This is a genomic window from Thioalkalivibrio sp. ALE28 (assembly GCF_000377425.1).
Classification (GTDB): Bacteria; Pseudomonadota; Gammaproteobacteria; order Ectothiorhodospirales; family Ectothiorhodospiraceae; genus Thioalkalivibrio.
In genome coordinates this window covers 1-22571 of record NZ_KB898107.1, presented here as the reverse complement: position 1 = coordinate 22571, position 22571 = coordinate 1, and the positions used below count along the sequence as shown (strand labels likewise).

General features: G+C 66.5%; 21 protein-coding genes. 17 read left to right on the top strand and 4 right to left on the bottom strand.

Annotation, left to right across the window (positions count from 1 at the left end):
• Window positions 1-108 precede the first annotated feature (108 nt).
• The 6 genes from D105_RS0112450 to D105_RS0112425 are packed head-to-tail and all read left to right on the top strand — an operon-like array spanning window position 109 to window position 7934.
• Entirely contained in the window at window positions 109-2313 is a 2205-nt protein-coding gene (locus tag D105_RS0112450) for an ATP-binding protein (RefSeq protein WP_018878608.1), read from the top strand.
• Window positions 2310-3689 (top strand): sigma-54 dependent transcriptional regulator, encoded by a 1380-nt coding sequence (locus D105_RS0112445; protein ID WP_018865481.1) that lies wholly within the window; start codon window positions 2310-2312, stop codon window positions 3687-3689. The genes D105_RS0112450 and D105_RS0112445 overlap by 4 nt, the downstream gene beginning before the upstream one ends.
• Window positions 3690-3712: 23 nt before the next feature.
• On the top strand, window positions 3713-5092 hold the full coding sequence (gene trkA / locus D105_RS0112440) for a Trk system potassium transporter TrkA (protein WP_018878607.1): 1380 nt from the start codon (window positions 3713-3715) through the stop codon (window positions 5090-5092).
• Between the two features lie 13 nt (window positions 5093-5105).
• On the top strand, window positions 5106-6560 hold the full coding sequence (locus tag D105_RS0112435; RefSeq protein ID WP_018865483.1) for a TrkH family potassium uptake protein: 1455 nt from the start codon (window positions 5106-5108) through the stop codon (window positions 6558-6560).
• A gap of 40 nt (window positions 6561-6600) precedes the next feature.
• Window positions 6601-6960, top strand: a complete 360-nt coding sequence (locus D105_RS0112430) for a tetratricopeptide repeat protein (protein ID WP_018878606.1) — start codon at window positions 6601-6603, stop codon at window positions 6958-6960.
• Window positions 6957-7934: a lysophospholipid acyltransferase family protein gene (locus D105_RS0112425; RefSeq protein WP_018865485.1), complete on the top strand. Its 978-nt coding sequence runs from the start codon at window positions 6957-6959 to the stop codon at window positions 7932-7934. The genes D105_RS0112430 and D105_RS0112425 overlap by 4 nt, the downstream gene beginning before the upstream one ends.
• A 34-nt stretch (window positions 7935-7968) precedes the next feature.
• Here D105_RS0112425 and D105_RS0112420 read toward each other — a convergent pair whose 3' ends face one another.
• The gene (locus tag D105_RS0112420; RefSeq protein ID WP_026280484.1) at window positions 7969-8736 is read right to left on the bottom strand and encodes an NYN domain-containing protein; all 768 of its coding nucleotides are present in this window, start codon (window positions 8734-8736) and stop codon (window positions 7969-7971) included.
• Between the two features lie 134 nt (window positions 8737-8870).
• Between D105_RS0112420 and D105_RS0112415 the strand changes: the two genes are divergently transcribed.
• The 3 genes from D105_RS0112415 (at window position 8871) to msrA (ending at window position 11609) form a co-directional block, all read left to right on the top strand.
• A complete protein-coding gene (locus D105_RS0112415; RefSeq protein WP_018878604.1) occupies window positions 8871-9692 on the top strand; it encodes a DNA-formamidopyrimidine glycosylase family protein in 822 nt (273 codons plus the stop codon).
• A 112-nt stretch (window positions 9693-9804) separates the two neighbouring features.
• A complete protein-coding gene (locus D105_RS0112410; protein ID WP_018878603.1) occupies window positions 9805-10965 on the top strand; it encodes a PQQ-dependent sugar dehydrogenase in 1161 nt (386 codons plus the stop codon).
• 11 nt (window positions 10966-10976) lie between these two features.
• Window positions 10977-11609, top strand: coding sequence for a peptide-methionine (S)-S-oxide reductase MsrA (gene msrA / locus D105_RS0112405; protein WP_018878602.1), 633 nt, complete (start codon window positions 10977-10979; stop codon window positions 11607-11609).
• 250 nt (window positions 11610-11859) lie between these two features.
• Here the strand turns inward: msrA and D105_RS0112400 are convergent, their stop codons facing one another.
• Together D105_RS0112400 and D105_RS0112395 are read right to left on the bottom strand one after the other, a co-directional pair.
• Entirely contained in the window at window positions 11860-12702 is an 843-nt protein-coding gene (locus D105_RS0112400; RefSeq protein WP_018878601.1) for a gamma-glutamyl-gamma-aminobutyrate hydrolase family protein, read from the bottom strand.
• Window positions 12689-13711, bottom strand: a complete 1023-nt coding sequence (locus D105_RS0112395) for an amidoligase family protein (protein WP_018878600.1) — start codon at window positions 13709-13711, stop codon at window positions 12689-12691. Before D105_RS0112395 ends, D105_RS0112400 begins: the two co-directional genes overlap by 14 nt.
• A gap of 73 nt (window positions 13712-13784) precedes the next feature.
• On the opposite strand from D105_RS0112395, the gene folB reads away from it, so the two are divergent.
• The 6 genes from folB (at window position 13785) to fetB (ending at window position 18711) form a co-directional block, all read left to right on the top strand.
• Window positions 13785-14144 (top strand): dihydroneopterin aldolase, encoded by a 360-nt coding sequence (gene folB, locus D105_RS0112390; RefSeq protein ID WP_018865492.1) that lies wholly within the window; start codon window positions 13785-13787, stop codon window positions 14142-14144.
• Between the two features lie 415 nt (window positions 14145-14559).
• Window positions 14560-15273: a TorF family putative porin gene (locus tag D105_RS0112385; RefSeq protein WP_026280483.1), complete on the top strand. Its 714-nt coding sequence runs from the start codon at window positions 14560-14562 to the stop codon at window positions 15271-15273.
• Window positions 15274-15339: 66 nt separating this feature from the next.
• The gene (locus D105_RS0112380) at window positions 15340-15678 is read left to right on the top strand and encodes a P-II family nitrogen regulator (RefSeq protein ID WP_012981610.1); all 339 of its coding nucleotides are present in this window, start codon (window positions 15340-15342) and stop codon (window positions 15676-15678) included.
• 35 nt (window positions 15679-15713) lie between these two features.
• Window positions 15714-16967 carry an ammonium transporter gene (locus D105_RS0112375; protein ID WP_018878598.1) on the top strand — a complete coding sequence of 418 codons (1254 nt, stop codon included), beginning with the start codon at window positions 15714-15716 and terminating at the stop codon, window positions 16965-16967.
• A gap of 326 nt (window positions 16968-17293) precedes the next feature.
• Window positions 17294-17914 (top strand): ATP-binding cassette domain-containing protein, encoded by a 621-nt coding sequence (locus D105_RS0112370; protein WP_018878597.1) that lies wholly within the window; start codon window positions 17294-17296, stop codon window positions 17912-17914.
• Window positions 17905-18711: an iron export ABC transporter permease subunit FetB gene (gene fetB / locus D105_RS0112365; RefSeq protein WP_018878596.1), complete on the top strand. Its 807-nt coding sequence runs from the start codon at window positions 17905-17907 to the stop codon at window positions 18709-18711. The genes D105_RS0112370 and fetB overlap by 10 nt, the downstream gene beginning before the upstream one ends.
• Before the next feature lie 100 nt (window positions 18712-18811).
• Here fetB and speE read toward each other — a convergent pair whose 3' ends face one another.
• Window positions 18812-19663, bottom strand: a complete 852-nt coding sequence (gene speE, locus D105_RS0112360; RefSeq protein ID WP_018878595.1) for a polyamine aminopropyltransferase — start codon at window positions 19661-19663, stop codon at window positions 18812-18814.
• A 315-nt stretch (window positions 19664-19978) separates the two neighbouring features.
• Between speE and speA the strand changes: the two genes are divergently transcribed.
• Both speA and D105_RS0112350 read left to right on the top strand, forming a co-directional pair.
• A complete protein-coding gene (gene speA, locus D105_RS0112355; RefSeq protein ID WP_018878594.1) occupies window positions 19979-21883 on the top strand; it encodes a biosynthetic arginine decarboxylase in 1905 nt (634 codons plus the stop codon).
• Window positions 21884-21887: 4 nt separating this feature from the next.
• Window positions 21888-22136 (top strand): YcgL domain-containing protein, encoded by a 249-nt coding sequence (locus D105_RS0112350; protein ID WP_018878593.1) that lies wholly within the window; start codon window positions 21888-21890, stop codon window positions 22134-22136.
• Window positions 22137-22571: the final 435 nt, after the last annotated feature.

Here is a 22571-nt window from a genome sequence, read left to right as displayed (position 1 = left end):
ACCCCGGGTTCCCCGATCCGGCGTTGCGGCCCTTGCCGGTAGAATGGCTACCGGCTGCGGACCGCGCCTTGTTTCGGAAAACCTGGGGTACCAACGCGAGGGTGTACGTTGACCAGCGTTTCCCAAAGAGGCTTCCCGTGGGGGCTCCTCGGCATCGGGCTCCTGTTCGCGCTGCTGCTGACCTCGCTGGTGGTGATGGGCGATGCGGCCCAGAACCAGGCGCGCTTCGAACAGGTGTTCCTGTGGCTGCTGGTGTTCCATGTGGCCGTGCTGGTGGTGCTGGGCGGGCTGATTATCTATCAGCTCGTGCGCATGGCGATCCAGTATCGCCGCGGGGTGCCCGGCAGCCGCCTGACGCTGCGCCTGGTGGCGGTGTTCATGCTGGTGGCCGTGCTGCCGGTGTCGGTCGTCTACTACTTCTCCTTCAAGTTCCTGAACGAGGGCGTGGATTCCTGGTTCGACGTGCGCGTGGAGTCGGCGCTGGAGGATGCGCTGGAGCTGTCGCGCTCGTCGCTGGATCTGCGGGTGCGCCAGCTGGCGACCGAGACCCAGGAACTGATGAGCGACCTCGAGGGGGTCTCGGAAGGCCTGGTTCCGCTGGCGCTGAACGACTATCGCCGCCAGGTCGGGGCGCAGGAGTTGACGCTGGTCGGTTCCAACAACCGCATCATCGCCTCCAGTACCGACAGCCCGATCCGCCGTCTGCCGACCCCGCCGGGCTCCGACATCCTGATGCGGGTGCGCCCGGAGCAGCCTTATTCGCGCCTGGAGCCGCAGTCTGACGGCTCGTTGATCATCCGCGTGGTGGCGACCACCAGTAGCCGCCGTCCGGGCTCGGAGAATCGCATCCTGCAGGGCATCTACCCGGTGGATCCGCGCATGAGTGCGTTGTCGCTGCGGGTCCAGGACGCCTTCGCCGATTACCGCGAATTCGCCTACCTGCGCGGGCCGATGATCCAGGGCTTTGTGTTTACCCTGTCACTGGCGCTGGCGATCTCGCTGATGGCCGCGCTGTGGGCCGGGCTGCTGGTGGCGCGGCGCATGGTGCGCCCGATCTCCGATCTGGTGCAGGGCACGCGCATGGTGGCGCAGGGCGACTACAGCACGCGCCTCGCGGTGCAGCGCGCCGACGAACTGGGCTTCCTGGTGCAGTCGTTCAACACCATGACCCGTACCCTGAACGAGGCGCGCGACGAGGCCGAGCGCAATCGCCGCCTGCTGGACGCCGAGCGCGCCTACCTGGAGAGCGTGCTGCAGCATCTGCGCTCCGGCGTGCTGGCGCTGGATGGCAGCCTGCGTCTGCGCACGGCGAATGCCGCGGCCAGCGAGATCCTGGAATGCGACCTGCAGGGCGCGCGCACCCGGGTGATGTCCGAGCTGGGTGACGAGTGCCCGTTGGTCGCACAGTTCTTCGAGGCGATCAGCGACGCCCTGGTGCGCCAGGAGGCCGAATGGTCGCGTCAGGTGGTCGTCTTTACCCGCAGCGGGCGCAAGGTCCTGATGACCCGCGCGGTGTGGTTGCCGACCTCGGGCTCCAGCCGCGGCCTGCACGCCATCGTGTTCGACGATATGACCGAGTTCCTGAAGGCCCAGCGCGACGCGGCCTGGGGCGAGGTGGCGCGGCGCCTGGCACACGAGATCAAGAACCCGCTGACGCCGATCCAGCTCTCCGCCGAGCGCCTCTCGAGGCGCCTGGGCAAGGTGCTGGAAGGGGCCGACCGCGAGGTGCTGGACCGTGCCACCGGCACCATCGTGCAGCAGGTGGAGGCGATGAAGACCCTGGTCAACGCCTTCCGCGACTATGCCCAGGCGCCGCAGCTGGAGCGCGCCTCGGTGGACCTGAACCAGCTGATCCGCGATGTCTGCGAGCTGTACCTCGACCAGGACGGCCGCTCGCGCGTGGATGTCACGCTGGATGCGGAACTGCCGCGGATCCACGGCGACGCCGGGCGCCTGCGCCAGCTGCTGCACAACCTGATCAAGAACGCGCTGGAGGCGGGCGAGGGCCACGAGGACATGGAGGTGCATGTGGCCACTGCCTACCTTGACGACCCGGCGGGTCCGCATATCGAGCTGCGGGTGACCGACACCGGTCCCGGCATCAAGCCGGAGTTCCTCGAACGCATCTTCGAGCCCTACACCACCGACAAACCGCGTGGAACCGGTCTCGGTCTGGCGGTCGCACAGAAGATCGTGGAGGAGCATGGCGGCATGATTGAGTGCCATAATGCGGAATCCGGGCGGCATGGGGCGGTCTTCCGCATCCGCATTCCGGTGGAGCATGGTCCGGTGGTTCACGAGGAGCCCGAATGAGCGAAGCCTACATACTCGTGGTCGACGACGAGCCGGACATCCGCATGCTGCTGCAGGATGTGCTGGAGGACGAGGGCTACCAGGTGGCGCTCGCCGGCTCCGTGGCCGAGGCCAAGGCCCAGCGCCGCAGCCGCCGTCCCGATCTGATCCTGCTGGATGTCTGGATGCCGGACGGCGACGGCATCTCGCTGCTGAAGGAGTGGAGCGACGACGAGGGCCTGCCCTGCCCGGTGGTGATGATCTCCGGCCATGGCAATGTCGAGACCGCGGTCGATGCGACGCGGCTCGGGGCCTACGACTTCATCGAGAAGCCGCTGTCCATCGACAAGCTGCTGATCACCCTGAACAACGCCCTGGAGGCCGCGCGCCTGCAGCGCGAGAACGTGGGCCTGAAACGCCATGCCGGCACCGTGCACGACCCGGTCGGCAGCAGCGCCACCATGGTGAACCTGCGCGACCAGGTGCAGCGCATGGCGCAGCACGATACCTGGGTGCTGATCACCGGCGAGCCGGGGGTGGGCAAGCAGACCTTCGCGCGCCTGCTGCATGCGCGCAGCGCGCGGCGCGAGAGCCCGTTCATCGTGGTCTCGGTGGGTTCGCTGTCCGGCGAGGAGGCGATCGCCGAGCTGTTCGGCAGCGAGCAGGGCGAGCATGTGCGCTACGGCCTGCTGGAGCAGGCGGCGGGCGGCGTGCTGTTCCTCGACGAGGTCGCGGAGATGGACCTGCAGACCCAGGGCCGGCTGCTGCACGCGCTGGATACCCAGCGCATCACGCGCATCGGCGGCAACCAGCCGATCAGCGTGAATGTGCGCGTGATCGCGGCCAGCCAGTACGACCTGGCCGAGGCGGTGGAGCAGGGCCACTTCCGCGAGGACCTCTACTACCGGCTCAATGTCCTGCCGCTGGCGATCCCGCCGCTGCGCGAGCACCCGGAGGATATCCCGGAACTGCTGGAATGCCACATGCGCCACCTGCACCAGCAGGAGGGCCTGCCGGTGCGCGCCTTCCAGCGCCCGGCACTGGAGCGGCTGCAGCAGTACCACTGGCCCGGCAATGTGCGCGAACTGCGCAATCTGGTGCAGCGGCTGATGATCCTGGGCTCCGGCGACGAGATTACCCGCGATGAGGTGGAACGCACCCTCAGCGGGCAGCCGCAGCGCGCCGAGGAGGCCGGCGAGGGCACGGTGGCCATCCCCGATCTGCCGTTGCGCGAGGCGCGCGAGCAGTTCGAGCGCGAGTATCTGCAGCAGCAGCTGGAGCGCTCCGAGGGCAACATGACGCGCCTGGCGGAACGGGTGGGACTGGAGCGCACCCATCTGTACCGCAAGTTCAAGGCGCTGGGGATCGACCCCAAGCGTGTGAAATCCGATAGCTGAATCCGCTCCGGGACGGGAGACGCATGAAGCACATCATCATCCTCGGGGCCGGGCAGGTCGGCCAGTCGCTGGCCGAGGCGTTGAGCGCCGACGGGATCGACATCACCGTGGTCGACTACCGCGCCGAGATGCTGGCGGATCTGGAAGACCGCTTTGACATCAAGACGGTACACGGCTTCGCAGCTCACCCATCGGTGCTGGAGGCCGCCGGGGCGCGGGACGCGTCCATGCTGATCGCGGTGACCAATTCCGACGAGACGAACATGGTGGCCTGCCAGGTGGCCTCCACGCTGTTCAACGTCGAGACCAAGATCGCCCGGGTACGGGCGCGCGACTATCACGAGACCCCGGCGCTGTTCGCCCAGGATGCGATGCCGGTGGACATGCTGATCTCGCCCGAGGCGATCGTGACCAGCCATATCCAGCGGCTGATCGAGCACCCCGGCTCGCTGCAGGTGCTGGAATTCGCCGAGGGGCGGGTATCCCTGGTCGGCGTGCGGGCCTACTACGGCGGGCCGCTGGTCGGCCACGAGCTGAAGAACCTGCAAAGCGACATGCCCGGGATCCATACCCGAGTGGCCGCGATCTTCCGCAAGGACCGGCCGATTCAGCCGGATGGCTCCACGGTGATCGAGGCGGACGACGAGGTCTTCTTTGTCGCCGCGAAGAAGAACATCCGCGCGGTGACGTCCGAGCTGCGCAAGCTGGAGAAGCCCTACAAGCGCATCCTGATTGCCGGCGGCGGCAACATCGGCGAGCGGCTCGCCGAGACGCTCAGCAAGCGCTACCGGGTCAAGGTGATCGAGCGTGACTCCGAACGCGCCGACCACCTGGCGCGGACGCTGCCCAGCAATGTGCTGGTCCTGCACGGGGACAGCTCGGATGACCGTTTTCTCGAGTCCATCAACGTCGAGCACAGCGATGTGTTCTGCGCGGTCACCAACGACGACCAGGCGAATATCTTTGCCGGGATGCTGGCCAAGCGCTGGGGCGTGCGCAAGGTGATGTCGCTGATCAATCGTCCCAGCTACGTGGACCTGCTGCAGAGCGGGACCATCGATGTCGCGATCTCGCCGCAGCAGGCGACCATCGGGGCCCTGCTGGCGCGGGTGCGCGAGGGTGGTACTGCCACCGTGCACACCCTGCGGCGCGGCGCGGCGGAGGCGATCGAGACGGTGGTCAACGGCGATGCGCGCACCTCGCAGGTGGTCGGTCGCCGGATCGAAGAGATCGACTTCCCCGAGGGAACGAGCCTGGGCGCGGTGGTCCGCGAGGAGGAGGTCATCATCCCGCACCGGGACACGGTCATCGAGGCCGGCGACCATGTGATCCTGTTCGTGACCGACCGGCGCAAGGTGAAGCAGGTCCAGCGCCTGTTCCAGCCCACGGCGCTGTTTTTCTAGGCAGGGCGCACGGATGCTGCACCTCGCCTCCACCGCTCGACTGCTGGGCGTCCTGCTGACGCTGTTCAGTCTGGCGATGCTCCCGCCGGCGGCCATCGGCTTCCTGTACGGGGAGGCCACCGCGCTGGTGTTCCTGCAGGCCTTTGCCCTGCTCCTGCTGATTGGCGGGCTGCTGTGGGCCCCGCTGTACCGGATGCGTCGGGAACTGCAGGCGCGCGACGGCTTCATCCTGGTGGTGCTGTTCTGGCTGGGGCTGGGCATCGCCGGGGCGACGCCCCTGTTCCTCGATCCGAGTCTGCAGATCTCCTTTACCGATGCGGCCTTCGAGTCGATGTCCGGGCTGACCACCACCGGGGCCACGGTACTGACCGGGCTGGATGACCTGCCGCGGGCGCTCCTGTGGTATCGCCAGCAACTCCAGTGGATGGGGGGCATGGGCATCATCGTGCTGGCGGTGGCCATCCTGCCGCTGCTGGGCGTCGGCGGCATGCAGCTGTTCAAGGCCGAGACCCCGGGGCCGATCCGCGACAACAAGCTGACCCCGCGCATCGCCGAGACCGCGCGCAACCTCTGGTACATCTACCTGGGCCTGACCGTGGCCTGCGCGCTGGCCTACTGGGCCGCCGGCATGGATGCCTTCGACGCGGTGGCGCATTCGTTTACCACGGTCGCCATTGGCGGATTCTCGACCTATGACGCCAGCATCGGTCACTTCGATTCGGTGGCCATCGAGATCGTCGCCATTGCCTTCATGGTGCTGGCCGGGATGAACTTTGCCCTGCATTTCCTGGTACTGCATCGGGCGACCTGGAAGCCCTACCGGCGCGACGAGGAGCTGCGCGCCTATCTGCTGGTGCTGGGTTCCGCAACGGTGCTGGTGGTTGCCTTCATGCTCTGGAGCGGGTTTACCGATCAGCTTGGGGATGCCCTGCGGCGCGGGATCTTCCATGTCGTGTCTATCGCGACCACCACGGGCTATGCCACGGATGCCTTCTATCTGTGGCCCGGTTTCCTCCCGGTGCTGCTGATCTTCCTGTCGTTCATCGGTGGCTGCACCGGCTCCACCGGCGGCGGCATGAAGGTGGTGCGCGTGCTGTTGCTGGCCAAGCAGGGCCTGCGCGAGATCAAGCGGCTGATCCATCCGCATGCCCGGATTACCGTGAAGGTGAACGGCAAGGAGGCACCGGACCGCGTCGTGCAGGCGGTGTGGGGCTTTCTCGCGGCCTACGTGATGGTATTCGTGGTGATGATGCTGGCGCTAATGGCGTCGGGGCTCGATCAGGTCACGTCGTTTTCCGCGGTCGCGGCCACGCTGAACAACCTCGGCCCCGGGCTGGGCGAGGTCGGGCCCAATTTCCAGTCAATCAACGATTTCAGCAAATGGGTTCTCGTGCTCGCCATGCTGATGGGGCGGCTGGAAATCTTTACCGTGCTGGTGCTTCTGTCGCCCGCCTTCTGGCGGCGTTAGCCTGAACGCATCGTTTGACCGGCGGCGCGGGAGGTGCCCCATGAGCGACATGATCGAACGTTTCCAGAACATGCTCGATGGCGGACAGGACTCTGCCATGCTGCGTTTCTCGCTGGGCAACGCCCTGGCGACCGACGGTCAGCTCGAGGCCGCCGTCCCGCATCTCGAACGGGCGTTGGAGCTGGACGGCGGCTATTCCGCGGCGTGGAAGCTGCTGGCGAAGACGCTGGTCCAGCTCGAGCGCCCCGAGGCGGCGCTGTCCACCTGCGAGCGCGGCATTCGCGTGGCCACCGAGAAGGGTGACCTGCAGGCGGTGAAGGAGATGGAGGTCTTCGCCAAGCGAGCGCGCAAGCAGCAGGCCGCCACGGACGGGTCGGGCGACGGCTCCGGGGGCGCATGAGCGCAGCCGACGACGATCGAAGCCGGAGCGAGGACGCCGGCGCCTACCAGGCCCCGCTGACCGCGGCCCACTTCGCCCCGCGCTACTGGGGCAGCTGGCTGCTGCTGGGCCTGGCCTGGGTGCTGCAGGAGCTGCCGCGTCCAGCCGTCCGGGGGCTGGCCCGTGGTCTGGGCCGGCTGATCCGGCGCTTTGCCGGGCGCAGTCGCGCGGTGGCGGAGCGCAACCTGGAGCTGTGCTTCCCGCAGCTGAGCCCCGCCGAACGCATGCAACGCCTGGAGGCCTATTACCGCTACCAGGCACAGACCGTGCTGGACTATGGCCTGCTGTGGTTCGGCAAGCCGGGGCAGCATGCCGCGCGTATCCGCATCGAGGGCCTGGAACATTACGAGCGCCTGCGCTCGGCCGGCACCCCGGTGATCATCCTCGCGCCGCATTCACTGGCGCTGGACTACGGCGGCGTGCGCATGAGCCAGATGTTCGATGGCGTGTCCTTCGCCAAGCCGATGAAGAACCCGGTGCTGGAGTGGATCAACCACCGCAGCAGGACGCGCTACTCCGGCGACATCTTCGCCCGCGATCAGGGCCTGCGCCCGGCCATCCGCCAGCTCAAGCGCGGGCGCTTCTTCTATTACCTGCCGGACGAGGACCTGGGCGCCGAGGGCGCCGTCTTCGTCGACTTCTTCGGTGTGAAGAAGGCCACGCTGACCGCGCTGGCGCGCCTGACGCGCATGTCGAAGGCCGCGGTGCTCCCCAGCTTCGCCTGGTACGACCCCGCGGCGGATCAGTACGTGATGCGCCTGTGGCCGCCGCTGGAGGATTACCCCACGGGTGACGACGATGCGGATGCCCGGCAGATGAACGCAGCCGTGGAACGCGGCATCGAACAGGCCCCGGCGCAGTATCTGTGGTCCATGCGCCTGTTCCGCACCCGCCCCGAAGGCGAGCCGCGCCTGTATCCTGACCGCAAGCGCTGATCAGCCCACCGCCTTCATGCACCGTTGGGTGGTGTCAGGGAGTCGCAGCCGTCGGGCGCGGGCAAACACTTCTCAGACCGTCGATGTGTTCGTGTAGGTCCGGGCGGATGGTTGCCCACATGGGGTCGAGGATGAAATCGATCCCTTCCCGTCGTGCCAGTTTGGCGGCTGGAACGAAATCGGAGTCGCCCGAGACCAGGATGATCTGATTCACCTGTTGCTTGAACGACAATGCGGCGATATCAATGCCCAATCGCATATCCACGCCCTTTTGGCGCAGGTCGAGGTGGAAATCGGCGTCGGTGATGTCCGTCCAGTCGCGCGCTCCCTGGCAGAGTGCATGCAGCGCGTGTTGCTTCAGGCGCCAGTGGACATGGTTGGTCGGCAGCTCCCCGAGCCGCAAAGCGACCTTTCGCTGGCTGCGAAGTGCGTCATGGAATGCCCGCCGCCATACGGCGACCTCGCTTCTGCCGTAGTCGACAGGGCTCTTGCCTAGTGGGGTGTGTCCTTTCCAGTTCGACGGGTGGGCGTCGTAGACAAATATGCGATAGAGGCGGGAAACCCGCGGCCCATTGCGTGGGGCGTTGAGATGATCAAGGGCGAGACCGTGGAGGGTTTTCGCGGTTTCTTCCGGGCCTTGCTTGCCGAAAATGCGTCGGCTTCGAACCAGAAAGAAGCCGGCGTCGACCAGCACCGCAGTCACGGCAGGACTTGCGTGGCGCAGAAACAAAGAGCCCTCGGGGTCGGCCTTCCCTGAATCATTGAGAGAAGGCTTACTGCCGAGGGCGGATCTATCTTTCATTCTAGGTACCTCCCTGTACCTTGACAAGTTTTCCGAATTTGGCCCAAGAGTGCCAATCATTCAAGGGGGGGGCGGCCTCAGCGTTCCCGATTGCATTCGTTTGATCCGGATGCGGCTCAAGGAGATGGGGTGCCATGCCCGAGGGCGATACGATCCACAAGCTGGCGGCGGCGCTGCGGCCCGTGCTCGAGGGGGTGGCGCTGAGCCGGGTCGCCACCCGTGTGCGCCGCGGAGATCCGTTACTGGAACACGGCGCGATGACCGCGGAGGCCGTGCAGGCCCGGGGCAAGCACCTGCTGCTGGACCTGGAGGCGGCGGACGGGCGGCGCTGGCAGTTGCGCAGCCATCTCGGGATGTACGGGACCTGGCACCAGTATGCGCCGGGCGCGGCGTGGCACAAGCCGGCGGCCGGGGCGTGGGCGGTGCTGGGCCTGCCGGATCGCGTGCTGGTCTGTTTCCACCCGCGTGAGCTGCAGTGGCGTCCGCGCGCGGACGGCGCACGGGACGTTCCCCGGCTGGATGCGCGGGTGGGCCCCGACCTGCTGGACCCGGCGATTGACCTGGATGCGGTTGTTGCCCGGGTACGCGATCGTGCCGATTCAGCCCGCCCGATCGTGGATGTGCTGCTGGATCAGTCCCTGGCGGCGGGGATCGGCAACATCTACAAGTCCGAGGTGCTGTTCCTGCAGGGGTGCCATCCACTGCGTCCTCTGGCACAGGTGCCGGAGGCCATGCTGCGCGGGTTGTACCGCGATGCCGAGCGCCTGCTGCGGCGCAATGTGAAGCCGGGGCCGCGGATTACCCGTGAGCGTGCGGAGGCGGGGGCGTTTCTGAACGTCTACGGTCGTCGGGGTGAGCCCTGTCACCAGTGCGGGGCACCGGTCGAATATGCCCGACTGGGCGAGCACCTGCGTGCGACCTACTGGTGTCCGGTCTGCCAGCCGGGGAACCCGTAGGCCCCCGCGGCATCCCAAAAGGATATGAATGATGCACGGCTCCTGGCCGTGCCGCCCAAGTCTCCAGCGGTATCCCGCCCCGCAGGCATCGCATTTTCCAAGGAGGTGAACCATGCAGACGCGCACGATGAAGACGAGCCGCCTCACCCTGGCGCCCGTGCTGGCCGGTCTGGTGATGGCCTGTACCGGATCCTCCGGGGTCTCGGCCGAGGGGCTCGGTGCCGGGGAGCACGGCCTGCAAGCCAGTGTGCTGCATGAGGGGCTTAATCACCCCTGGGCCATTGCGTTTCTGCCGGAGGGCGGGGCCCTGATCAGCGAGCGCCCGGGCACCCTGCGCTGGTTCGAGGACGCCGGGTCCTTCGACGGCCGGGGCGAGTTGGTGTCCGGTGTTCCGGGCGACCTGCAGGCGCGCAACCAGGGCGGCCTGCTGGACCTCGCGCTGCATCCCGACTTCGCCGAGAACCGCTGGCTGTACTTCACCTATTCCGCAGCCGTGGATGGCGGGCTCACCACACGCCTGGCGCGCGCACGTTTCCAGGACGGTGAGCTTCAGGGTGTGGAGACGCTGTTCACGGCCGAGCCGGGCGTCTCCGGGGGGCGCCACTTCGGCAGCCGCATCGTGTTCGATGACGCGGGCTACGTGTATATCAGCGTGGGGGATCGCGGCCAGCGCGATCATGCCCAGGACACCTCGACCCATATCGGCAGCATCATCCGGCTGCATGACGACGGGCGCGTCCCGGACGACAATCCGCTGGTGGATGATGCCGATGCCCGCCCCGAGATCTGGGCCTGGGGGGTGCGCAACCCGCAGGGCATGGTGATGGACCCCGAGACTGGCACCTTCTGGCAGAACGAGCACGGACCGCGCGGGGGCGACGAGGTGAACATCATCGAGCCCGGGCTGAACTACGGCTGGCCGGTCATTACCCACGGCCGGGAGTATGCCGGCGGGCAGGTCGGCGAAGGCCTGACCGAGAAGGAGGGGATGGAATCGCCCCTGCATCACTGGACGCCCTCCATCGCCCCTTCGGGTATGGCGATCCTCCGCGATCCCGCCTTTGCCGACTGGGACGGCGATCTGCTCGTGGGCGGCCTGGCACATCAGACCCTTCGCCGGCTGACCTTCGAGGGGCGCGAGCTGGTCAACGAGAGCGAGGTGCTGCCGGATCTCGACCGCCGCGTGCGGGACGTGCGCGTCCATGACGGGGCCATCTATATCCTGACCGACCACAATCCGGGGGAGCTGATCCGGCTCGTCCCGGCCGACTGACGGAGCCGCCGATGTTCGCCTTTTCCGAGCCGCGCATGCCGACCCCCGAACAGGCCCTGCCCGGGCGCGAAGAGCCGATGCCGGTCCCCGAGCGCCACATGGTCCTGGGGACGCCGCTGGCCCCGCCGTACCCCGAGGGCATGCAGGTGATCCATTTCGGCATGGGCTGTTTCTGGGGTGCCGAGCGGTTGTTCTGGCAGCAGGAGGGCGTGTACTCCACCAGCGTGGGCTACGGCGGGGGCTATACCCCGAACCCGACCTATCGCGAGGTCTGCAGCGGCCAGACCGGGCACACCGAACTGGTGCGGGTGGTGCTCGACCCGCGGAAGGTTTCGCTGGACGCCCTGTTCCGTACCTTCTGGGAGGGGCACGACCCGACCCAGGGTATGCGCCAGGGCAACGATGTCGGCACCCAGTACCGCTCGGCAATCTACACCACCGACCCTGAGCAAACCGCGGCTGCCGAAGCCAGCCGCGAGCGTTTCCAGGCCGCGCTGGACGCCGCCGGGCGCGGGGCGATCACCACCGAGATCGCCGCGGGCCCGGCGCACTACTTCGCCGAGGACTACCACCAGCAGTACCTCGCCAAGGTCCCCAACGGCTACTGCGGCCTCGGCGGCCTGGCCGTGCCCTATCCCACCTGAGCCCACTTCGAAGGACGGGTTTCACCACGAAGCGCACGAAGGCACGAAGAAAGGCCAGGTCAAAAGCGATTCACAGGAAGGTTTTAAGACCGGAAGAAGGCTGATGCGACGGCCTCCAGCAGCACGTTGATATGGTGCCTTGAGCGACCGTCACGCACTCGACCCTTCACCTGCAAACCTTCTCTTCTTCCAGACTTCCTGTGAATCGCCTTTCTTCGTGCCTTCGTGTGCTTCGTGGTGAAATCAGGTCTTAGTGTCTGCGGGTGGCGGCTTGGACGAGGGCGCGGAACAGGCGCTGGTGGCGGCGTTTCTGTGGGAGGTATTCGGGGTGCCACTGCACGCCGATGCACCAGTCGTGTTCGGCCTCGATGGCCTGGACCACGCCGGTCGATTCGCGTCCGGCGATCTTGAGGTCCCGCCCCAGGTCATTGACGGCGTGGTTGTGGAGCGCGTTCACGTGGAGCGTCGTGTCGCCCAGGATGTTGGCCAGAAGGCTGCGCGGGTCCAGCTCCACCGGCTTGACTGGCAGCAGGCTGCGGGCCTGCGGGGTTTCCACGTAGAACTCGGCCAGGTCGCGGTGCAGGGTGCCGCCGCGTACCACGTTGACCAGTTGCATCCCGCGACAGATGCCGAGGATCGGGCGGTGCTCGTCCAGCGCGCGATGGATCAGGGCCTTTTCCAGCCGGTCGCGGTCGGTGTCCAGTACGCCGCCATGGGACTGGAATAACCGGCGCAGTAACCACAGGGCCGGGTAGAAGAGATAGCCGATCAGGCGCTGCGACAGGCGTCGCTCCGCCTGGCGGATGGCGGCCGCATCCGGCCCCTCGGGGAGCGTCTCGCCGTAGAGCTCAGGATCCACATCCGCCCCGCCGCCCACCACCAGACCATCGAAGCGCCGGTGACTGCGGGGTTTTCCCGGGCGCAGCCGCAGCGGACGGCCGCCGGCGCGCCACACCGCGAGCGCGGTAAACAGCCAGGCGGGCCCGCCGCCCTGGTCGGGTCCGGTAATGGCGATCACCGGGCGGCGTGGACGCGGCGGCGCGGTATCGGCCACGGTATCGGTGGTCGTGCGGTCGGGCTCAGAACCAGTCACGGAGGCGCTGGCTCCAGTCGTCGGCCCAGCGGCCCAGGGCCTGGCCGGGGCGTTCCAGATATTCCCGCGACAGGCGCTCCAGGCGTTCCGGATCCGCCGCCAGGCGCTCGACCTCGACCCAGCCGTTGAACGGCCGCGCGAGGCTCCAGTCCGGGTCGTCGATCTCGCAGTTCGGCAGGCGATAGTGGAAGGCCGGCCGCGGCTTGATCAGTTCGTGCTCCACGGGGGCCGCGTCGATCCGCCCGGGGTCCAGGTGGGCGAACAGCGGCAACAGGTCCAGCGGGCGGTTGCGCGTCGGGTTGTGCGCCAGGTAGGCGTCGATCAGGCCCTCCCGGTCGGGACGAAAATCCGGATCCAGCACGTAGCGTACAAACGGGCCGGGAAAAGACCGAATGTAGGGAGACAGGCGCCGCGCCAGGTCAATGGCGCCCGCCGCGGTGAGCACTTCCACCATCAAAAGGAAGCTGCGCAGGACTGCCAGAAGCCACTCGGCATCGGTGCGGTGCACCTCGATATTGATCTGCAGCCCGAAGGCATAGAGAAACGAGCGTTCGGTACCCAGTGCGCCGGCCTGCTGCAGGGCGGCGCGCACCCGGTCCAGGCGGGGGAGGTCAGCCGCCGCGATCGGCGGCGCCACGATCTCGTGCGGTACCAGGCGGCCCGCGGCGTCCGCGAGCCAGCGCTCCAGCGCGGCCTCGTCCGAGTCGTCCAGCTCGATGCCCAGGCGCGCGAGGTGTTCGCGGTAGCCGCGGTCCTTCAGTACCCGGGCGTCCAGCTCCAGTTGGAAGTCGCCGACGTCCGTGTCGCGTACGTGGAAGACGAAGGCGCTGTCCGATTCGACGTGGCCCCCGAACTCGCCTTTCACGGTCTCGGCCATCGTCTCCAGCGACACCCCGGCCATCTCGATCTCCACGCCGATGCGTCGGGGCTCGCCATCCGGGTTGGCGGGCCAGGGGAGTTCGTGAAAGGGCTCGCTCATGCGCGTCTCGGAGTAATCGGGAGGCACCATGATAGCGGCTCGGTGTACCTCGTGCGGCCCGGGCAGTAGGATAGGCGCCGACTGACAGGAGCCCGCCGACCCCATGGATCGAATCTATCTGCGCGACCTCGAGATTGACGCCGTTGTTGGCGTCTACGACTGGGAACAGCGCATCCAGCGCCGCCTGCGATTCGATATCGAACTGGCGGCCGATACCCGCATCGCCGCCTACTCCGGCGAGATCGGCGACACCGTTGACTACGAGGCGGTGGCCAACGCCGTGCGTGCCATCGTCACGCGCGAGCCGCATGCCTTGCTGGAATCCCTGGCCGAGGAGATCGCCGAGGCCCTGATGGCCCAGTTCGGCACGCCGTGGCTGCGCATCAAACTCGGCAAGCCCGGTGCCGTGCCCGGCGTGCGCGAGGTCGGCATCGAGATCGAGCGCGGCAGCCTTTCCTCGTAGACCCGCGCCGGCCACGGGGCGCTGTCCCGGCCGGCGCCATCCCCATGCCGTGCTGTGTCGTCGCGAGGCGACGTGGCGATCCGCAGGGCAGGGAGGTGTTCGCCGTGCGTCCCGCATGGCCGCGTGTGCGCTCGCCGCGCCTGTCCCAGCCCCGATTTGCCTCTCCGACCCCGCCACTTGCCGAAGGACTGAACCTTCCTGAATCCCGGACATGGTTCACAGTCCTCGGTCTCCGCACGTTTTTGGTGCGTGTGCACTTTTAGTGCGCACCAAATAAAGGCAAAAGCCCGTGGTTGGGCCGCAACAGGTGTTGCGAAAAGCCGATTTTGCTCCCTTTTGGTACTTGGCACAGCCCGTGCAAGGACCGGGTGTCGACTACGCGACACTCGATTGACCAATCTGGGAGATGACCAACATGAAGAAGTTCACCCGTTCCGCGCTGGCCGCTGCTGTCCTCACCGTAGGCTCCACCGGTGGCGTCGCCTTTACCTCCACCGCCGCGGCCGAGCTGTCCATGAATATCGGCGCGGTTTCCAACTACTACTTCCGTGGTTTTTCCGAAACCGACGACGGTGCTGCCATTCAGGGTGGTATCGATTTTGAGCACGACTCCGGCTTCTATGTCGGCACCTGGATGTCCAATGTCGATTTTGGTGATGACACCAGCTACGAGCTCGATCTTTACGCCGGCTTTGCCGATGAGTTCGCCAATGGGTTCGGCTACGACGTCGGTTACATCTATTACGCCTATCCGGATGCCCGAGACGATACCGGTTCCCTGAGTGCCGACTTCGGCGAGATCTATGGTGAGGTCAGCTTCGATACCGGCGTTGTGGGACTGTACGGCGGTATGGCCTACGTCGTTCACGACAGCGATGACTCGGCCCTGGAAGACGACGACATGTACTTCTACGCCGGCCTGGACGTCCCGTTCATGGACGTCTACAGCGCCGGCTTCTTGGTAGGTCGCACCCGCTTCGACGACTCCAGCCTGGACAACTACACCCACTACACCGCCAGCCTGACCCGTGATGCGGGCGACTGGGGCGAGTTCAGCTTCAATCTCGAGTATGTCGACGAGACCGACGAAGACCTGGGCGCCTGGGTGGGCTGGTCCAAGACCTTCTGATTCCGCATTACCGCCTAAAGCAACAGCGGGTCCGCCAGGTGGCGGGCCCGCCCACAGGAGTCTGACATGAAGATGATTACCGCCGTAATCAAGCCGTTCAAGCTTGATGATGTTCGCGAGGCGATCTCGGAGATCGGCGTACAAGGGATGACCATGACCGAAGTAAAGGGTTTTGGTCGCCAGCGCGGTCATACCGAGCTCTATCGCGGTGCCGAGTACGTGGTCGATTTTCTGCCCAAGGTGAAACTGGAAGTGGCTGTCGACGAGAACCTGGTCGATCAGGTGGTCGAGGCCATTTCCAAGTCTGCCAGCACGGGCAAGATCGGCGACGGCAAGATCTTTATCACACCGGTGGAGCAGGTCGTGCGTATTCGCACGGGCGAGACCGGCCCGGAAGCCCTTTAAGGCCTCCGTCTTCCATCGAATGAGGAATTTCAATCATGGAAATTGAACAGCAAGTTGTCGAACTCGCCTACGCAATGGACACCTTTTACTTTCTGGTGGCCGGCGCGCTGGTGATGTGGATGGCCGCGGGCTTTACCATGCTCGAGGCCGGGATGGTTCGCACCAAGAGTGTGGCCGAAATTGCAACCAAGAATATCGCCCTGTATTCGATCGCCAGCATCATGTACATGCTGATCGGCTACAACATTATGTACAGCGACGGCCTGAGCTCCATCATTCCGGGCCTGGGCTTCCTGATCTCGGGCGACAATGCGGTCGCGGACGTACTGGGTAGTGGTGGTGACATCTACTACTCCGATCGTGCCGACTTCTTCTTCCAGGTCGTGTTCGTGGCCACCGCGATGTCCATCGTCTCGGGTGCCGTGGCCGAGCGTATGAAGCTGTGGGCCTTCCTGGCCTTCGCGGTCATCCTGACCGGCTTCATCTACCCGATCCAGGGCTTCTGGAGCTGGGGTGGCGGGATCCTCGACCAGATCGGCTATCTGGACTACGCCGGTTCCGGCATCGTCCACTTCACGGGTGCCGCTGCCGCGCTGGCCGGTGTGCTGCTCCTCGGGGCGCGCAAGGGCAAGTACGGCAAGGATGGCCAGATCAACGCGATCCCGGGTTCCAGCATGCCGCTGGCCACCCTGGGTGTGCTGATCCTGTGGCTGGGCTGGTTCGGCTTCAACGGTGGTTCCGAGCTGAAGGTCTCGGACATCGAGTCCGCCAATGCCGTGGCCGCCGTGTTCGCCAATACCAACCTGGCCGCGGCCGGGGGTGTGGTCGCCGCGCTGATCACCACCCGTCTGGTGTTCGGCAAGGCCGATCTGACCATGGCGCTGAACGGCGCGGTCGCGGGCCTGGTGTCCATCACCGCCGAGCCGCTGATGCCCAGCCCGTTCCTGGCGATGATCATCGGTGCCATCGGTGGCGTGATCGTGGTCTTCTCGATCGTCGCGCTGGACAAGCTGAAGATCGACGACCCGGTCGGCGCGATCTCCGCGCACGGTACCGCCGGTATCTGGGGTGTCTTCGCGGTGCTGCTGTCCAACCCGGATGCGACCTTCTTCGGCCAGATCGTGGGCCTGCTTGCCATCTTCGCCTTCGTCTTCGTGGCCAGCCTGATTGTCTGGGCCATCCTCAAGGCGGTAATGGGCATCCGCCTGAGCGAAGAGGACGAGGATGTGGGCGCCGACATCGCCGAGTGCGGTCTCGAGGCCTACCCGGAGTTCACCGGGAAGCAATAAACCTTCGTTAACCTGAACCGGGGTCGGGCCACAGGCCCGGCCCCGACATCGTCTCCTCCGACGCCGACAAGACAGTCTCCCAGGACTTGGATGTTGGCCTTTGGGCGCCCCTCACCGGGCGCCCTTTTTTTGGTTCCAGAGCGGTGGGAGCGGGCCCGCTCGCGATGCCCCTGCCCGCGCCGTATAGTGCGATCAACATCCGCAGAGGCAACCCGTCACGGCGGACCGTTCGTCTCGCAGCAAGTAGGCCCTGCCCGTCCGGCCATTCATCCCGCCGCCCCGGCTTCGGTTACGATCGCCATTTCGCCGCACCGGGACCCTGTCGCATGGATCGCCTGCTGGATGTTCGCCAACTGAAAACCGCCCATCTGGGCCCGCTGGATCTGGCGCTTCAGCCCGGGGAGCTGGTGCAGGTCACGGGCGCCTCCGGTTCCGGAAAATCCCTGCTGCTGCGGGCCCTGGCCGATCTTGACCCCAATACGGGGCAGGTCATGCTGAACGGGAAGCCGCGGGACGCCATGGCGCCGGTCGACTGGCGCCGGCGCGTGGCGTATGTGCCGGCGGAGACCGCCTGGTGGGGCGAGCGCGTGGACGAGCACCTACCAGTGGACTTCGCGCGCGCGGCGGCCCTGCACCTGCTGGAGCAGGTCGCGATGCCGGAGGCCTCTCTAGGCTGGGAGGTCGAGCGTCTCTCCAGCGGCGAGAAGCAGCGCCTGGGGCTGGTGCGCGCGCTGCTGAACCAGCCGCGCGTCCTGTTGCTGGACGAGCCCACCGCCAATCTGGATCTGGAAAACACCAAACGCATCGAACGCGCGGTACGTGGGTATCTCGCCGAGGAAGACGCGGCAGCGCTTTGGGTCAGTCACGACACCCTGCAGCGTCAGCGCCTGGGCGGCCGCATCCTGACCATCGCCAACGGCAAGCTGGAGGTGACCACGTGGAACTGATCTCGCTTTCCGCGCTGGATTTGTCGCTGGCGGCCTTGCTGGTCGTCGCGCTGGCAGTGCTGACCGTCTGGGCACGCATGGGTCTGGGGCGCAGCCTGCTGATCGCCGGGGCGCGCACCGTGATCCAGCTGCTGCTGGTCGGGCTGATCCTGCAGACGCTGTTCGACCATGCGCAGCTCGGTTGGGTGGCCTTGATGGCCGTGATCATGCTCGCTGTGGCCGGCTACGAGGTGATGGCACGCCAGCAGCGCCGCTTCGCCGGGCTGTGGGGCTATGGCATCGGCGCCGTGACCATGTTCATCTCGGCGTTCGCCGTCACGGTGCTGGCGCTGACCACCATGGTCGGCCCGACCCCCTGGTGGGAGCCGCAGTACGCGATCCCGCTGCTGGGCATGCTGCTCGGCAACACCATGACCGGCATCGCACTGGGGCTGGACCGCCTGACCCAGACCGTCTGGCGTGAGCGCCGCACAATCGAGGGCCGGCTCGCGATGGGGGCCTCCTGGAGCGAGGCGGTGACGACCATGCGTCGCGAGGCCGCGCGCTCCGGCCTGATGCCGACCATCAATGCTATGGCCGCCGCCGGCATCGTCAGCCTGCCGGGCATGATGACTGGCCAGATCCTGGCCGGCGCCCCGCCAGTGGAGGCCGTGAAGTACCAGATCCTGATCATGTTCCTGATTACCGCCGGCACCGGTTTCGGCACCCTGGGCGCGGTCTGGTTCGCCTCCCGCCGCCTGTTCGACACCCGTGAACGCCTGCGCCTCGACCGCCTCAAGGCCGGCCGCCACACCTAGTCACGAGCTCAATGCAGCCTACGGCGTGTGTGGCGCCCGTCATCGCGTGGCGTGCAGCGCCGTGACGATCTCCGTGGGTGGCCCCGGCGCTGGCGCGCGATCAGGCGAACAGCTTGCGACGGAAGAACTCCGGGGTGGCACCAGCGGCGCGGTGGATCGCGGCGTTGTAGTAGTGCGTGACAAATGGCAGCTCTTCGGCGGCCTCTTCGCGCAGGAAGGACACCGGGCAGTCCTTCGCGGCGATGGTGCAGGTCCACCAGCCGGAGGGGTAAGTGGCCTGGGGGAAGTGCAGGGTCAGGGCGTCGATGAAGTTCGCCGCGCGCAGGCTGTCGTGCATCGGGCGGATGATGCTGTCGGTGTGCAGTAGCGGCGATTCGCTTTGCTGCACCAGCAGGCCATCCGCGCCCAGGGCCTTCACGCAGTCCTTGTAGAATGGGGCGGAGAACAGGCCTTCGGCCGGGCCGACCGGGTCGGTGGAGTCGACGATGATCACGTCGATGGAGCCGGGGGCGGCGTCCTTCAGGTACTGCACGCCGTCGTCGAACAGCAGTTCGGCGCGCGGGTCGTTGTTGGCGTCGCACAGCTCCGGGAAGTACTGCTCGGACAGGCGGGTGACCCGCTCGTCGATATCCACCTGCACGGCGCGCTCGACTTCGTCGTGCTTGAGCACCTCGCGCAGGGTGCCGCAGTCGCCGCCGCCGATGATCACCACGTTCTTCGGCGCGCTGTGCGAGTACAGCACCGGGTGCGACATCATCTCGTGGTAGATGAAGTTGTCGCGGCCGGTGAGCATCACGCAGTCGTCGATCACCATCAGGTTGCCGAAGGCCTCGGTCTCGTAGATCTCGATCTTCTGGTACGGGGTTTGTTCCTCGTGCAGCTTCTGCCTGATGCGCAGGGACAGCGCCATGTCTTCGTGCGGTTCGCTGAACCAGTTGTTGTCGAGTGCCATTAGGCGGCTCCCCTTGCCGGTGCGGTGGACGGTATGATGCGCCGCTATGATAGTGCCCTGTATCCTGCGGGCAACTCTGTTCTTCTCGTCATTGCGAGGAGCCGAAGGCGACGACGTACAAAAGCAGCGAAGCTGCGTTGAACGACCGCCGGCCGGCCCGAAGGGCGAGCGTAGCGAGTAATCTCCTGAATGAGGGCAATGCGCCTGGTTGCCCTGATCGCCCCTGGTGTTCGGGGGGATGATGAAGGCGATTGCCACGTCGCTTCGCTCCTCGCAATGACGGGACTTTCCTAGCTTTTGAAATCCGGGAACACCATGACCGTCACGCCCTGGAATCTGGACGAGGCCCGCGCCACCTACGGGATTGATCACTGGAACGGTGGCTTCTTCGAGGTGAACGCCGCGGGCAACGTGGCGATGCGCCGCGCGGACTGGCCGGAGCACCCCGGCGTGGATCTGTACGAGCTGGCGGGCCGCCTGCGCGAGGAGCATGTGGGTCCGCCGGTGCTGGTGCGGTTCCAGGATGTGCTGGACGGGCGCGTACGCCGCCTGGCGCGGGCCTTCGATACCGCCGCGCGCGAGCTGGAGTACGAAGGCGCGTTTACCGCGATCTACCCGATCAAGGTCAACCAGCAGCGCAGTGTGGTGGACCAGATCCTGGCGGCCGGCGATCAGCCGGATGCCGAGGGGCTAACCCCGCGTGTGGGGCTGGAGGCGGGCAGCAAGCCCGAACTGATGGCCGTACTGGCGCAGTCGCGCCCGGGTGCGGCGATCATCTGCAACGGCTACAAGGACCGCGAATACGTACGCCTGGCGCTGATCGGGCGCCAGCTCGGGCACCGCGTGTACATCGTGATCGAGAAGCCCTCCGAGCTGGAGGAGGTGATCCGCCAGGCCGGGGCGATGCAGGTCGAGCCGCTGCTGGGCCTGCGCGTGCGCCTGGCCTCGATCGGCAAGGGCAAGTGGCAGAACACCGGCGGCGAGAAGGCCAAGTTCGGCCTGTCGGCGGCGGACGTGCTGGGTATCCTAGAGCGCCTGCGTGACCTCGGCTGGCTGGACCGGCTGCAACTGCTGCACTTCCACATGGGTTCGCAGATCGCGAACATCCGCGACATCCAGAATGGCATGGGCGAGGCGGCCAGCTACTTCGCCGCGCTGACCGAGGCCGGGGCGGCTTTGCGGGTGGTGGATGTCGGCGGTGGTCTCGGCATCGACTACGAGGGCTCGCGTTCGCGCAACGAGTGCTCCATCAACTATTCGGTAGAGGAGTACGCGCTGAACATCCTGCGCCCGCTCAAGCGCATCTGCGAGGAGCAGGGCCTGGCCATGCCCGAGGTCTTCAGCGAGTCCGGCCGTGCCCTGACCGCGCACCACGCGGTGCTGATCACCAACGTGATCGACTGCGAGCCGGCCCCGGGGGATGGCGACGTGCCGCCCGCAGAAGATGGCGAACTGCCGGAGATCGCCGCCATGCGCGCCTTGCTGGAGGACGGCGAGCGCCCGGCCTCCGAGATCTACCACGATGCCGCCTATGGCCTGGCCGAGGTGCAGGCGCGCTTTGCCCGCGGGATGCTGTCGCTGGTCGACCGTGCCCGCGCCGAGGCGATCTACTTTGCCCTGTGCCAGCGCCTGCTGGCGCGGCCCGAGGCCCTGCCGGCGGAGGTGCACGCGGAGCTGATCGACAAGCTGGCGGACAAGGTGTTCTGCAACTTCTCGGTGTTCCAGTCGATCCCGGATACCTGGGCGATCAACCAGATCTTCCCGATCATGCCGCTGCATCGCCTGGACGAGCGGCCGACCCGGCGCGCGGTGCTGCAGGACCTGACCTGCGATTCCGACGGCCATATCGAGCACTACGTGGAGCGCGAGGGCACGCACACCACGCTTGCCCTGCACCCGTGGAACGACCGCGAGCCGTACTACCTCGGCATCTTCCTGGTCGGCGCCTACCAGGAGATCCTGGGCGATCTGCACAACCTGTTCGGGGACACCGACACCGTGAACGTGGAACTGCTGCCCGAGGGTGGCTACCGTCTGGTGGACCCGGAGCGGGGCGACACCGTCGACGAACTGCTCTCCTATGTGCACTTTGCCCCGGATGACCTGCGCCGCACCTTTCGCGCCAAGATCGACGCCGCCGGCCTGCGTGGCGAGGCCGCGGGACGGCTGCTGGCCGAGCTGGAACAGGGCCTGACCGGCTACACCTATCTCGAGGACTGAACCCATGCAGTGCTACGTCTACCGCGCAACCCGTCGCGCCGATACCTATGTCTACTTCCCGGAGAAGGACGATTTCTCCGACCTGCCCGAAGGCGTGATGCGCGCCCTCGGCACCCTGGAGTTCGCACTGGAGTTCGATCTGACACCCGAGCGCACCCTGGCCCAGGAAGATCCACAAAAGGTCCTCGCTAACCTCAAGGAGCAGGGCTTCCACCTCCAGTTCCCGCCCCCGGAAGACGAACCCGAGTCCTGACTCTCCGCGCAGCCATGCGCCGCCAAACTCTCAGAACCAGCGCCCTCTCGGTCATCCCGGAAACCGCGCAGCGGTTATCCGGGATCTCATGCGGTGGGGGCTGCCCGGGCTTCGGGGGCTGTCCAGCCTCGGTCATCCCGGCTCTTCGCTGCGCTGCGGCCAGTAGTGTGCTGAGTTATGTGCAGAAGCTGGCAGGAGGTGAGCGGCCATGGTATTCGGGTTGGTTAGCGACCACCGGAACCCCTCAAGGAGGGCGAGACCATGACCACTCACAAGAGCCAGGCTACTGCGGATCGCACGTCACTGCGAGCGTTATTGGGGACAGACGAGGAACTGATGCGCACGCTGGTGCGCGAGGCGGTCCAGCAGGTTCTGGAAGCCGAGATGAGCGACCAGCTCCAGGCGGCACCGGGCGAGCGCACCGAGGGCCGCCTG

What these genes read in the sequence shown, in the direction of transcription:
- D105_RS0112445 (WP_018865481.1), top strand. Translation starts at nt 2,310, where the DNA reads ATGAGCGAAGCCTACATACTCGTGGTCGACGACGAGCCGGACATCCGC.
- trkA (WP_018878607.1), top strand. Translation starts at nt 3,713, where the DNA reads ATGAAGCACATCATCATCCTCGGGGCCGGGCAGGTCGGCCAGTCGCTG.
- D105_RS0112435 (WP_018865483.1), top strand. Translation starts at nt 5,106, where the DNA reads ATGCTGCACCTCGCCTCCACCGCTCGACTGCTGGGCGTCCTGCTGACG.
- D105_RS0112430 (WP_018878606.1), top strand. Translation starts at nt 6,601, where the DNA reads ATGAGCGACATGATCGAACGTTTCCAGAACATGCTCGATGGCGGACAG.
- D105_RS0112425 (WP_018865485.1), top strand. Translation starts at nt 6,957, where the DNA reads ATGAGCGCAGCCGACGACGATCGAAGCCGGAGCGAGGACGCCGGCGCC.
- D105_RS0112420 (WP_026280484.1), bottom strand. Translation starts at nt 8,736, where the DNA reads ATGAAAGATAGATCCGCCCTCGGCAGTAAGCCTTCTCTCAATGATTCA.
- D105_RS0112415 (WP_018878604.1), top strand. Translation starts at nt 8,871, where the DNA reads ATGCCCGAGGGCGATACGATCCACAAGCTGGCGGCGGCGCTGCGGCCC.
- D105_RS0112410 (WP_018878603.1), top strand. Translation starts at nt 9,805, where the DNA reads ATGCAGACGCGCACGATGAAGACGAGCCGCCTCACCCTGGCGCCCGTG.
- msrA (WP_018878602.1), top strand. Translation starts at nt 10,977, where the DNA reads ATGTTCGCCTTTTCCGAGCCGCGCATGCCGACCCCCGAACAGGCCCTG.
- D105_RS0112395 (WP_018878600.1), bottom strand. Translation starts at nt 13,711, where the DNA reads ATGGTGCCTCCCGATTACTCCGAGACGCGCATGAGCGAGCCCTTTCAC.
- folB (WP_018865492.1), top strand. Translation starts at nt 13,785, where the DNA reads ATGGATCGAATCTATCTGCGCGACCTCGAGATTGACGCCGTTGTTGGC.
- D105_RS0112385 (WP_026280483.1), top strand. Translation starts at nt 14,560, where the DNA reads ATGAAGAAGTTCACCCGTTCCGCGCTGGCCGCTGCTGTCCTCACCGTA.
- D105_RS0112380 (WP_012981610.1), top strand. Translation starts at nt 15,340, where the DNA reads ATGAAGATGATTACCGCCGTAATCAAGCCGTTCAAGCTTGATGATGTT.
- D105_RS0112375 (WP_018878598.1), top strand. Translation starts at nt 15,714, where the DNA reads ATGGAAATTGAACAGCAAGTTGTCGAACTCGCCTACGCAATGGACACC.
- D105_RS0112370 (WP_018878597.1), top strand. Translation starts at nt 17,294, where the DNA reads ATGGATCGCCTGCTGGATGTTCGCCAACTGAAAACCGCCCATCTGGGC.
- speE (WP_018878595.1), bottom strand. Translation starts at nt 19,663, where the DNA reads ATGGCACTCGACAACAACTGGTTCAGCGAACCGCACGAAGACATGGCG.
- speA (WP_018878594.1), top strand. Translation starts at nt 19,979, where the DNA reads ATGACCGTCACGCCCTGGAATCTGGACGAGGCCCGCGCCACCTACGGG.
- D105_RS0112350 (WP_018878593.1), top strand. Translation starts at nt 21,888, where the DNA reads ATGCAGTGCTACGTCTACCGCGCAACCCGTCGCGCCGATACCTATGTC.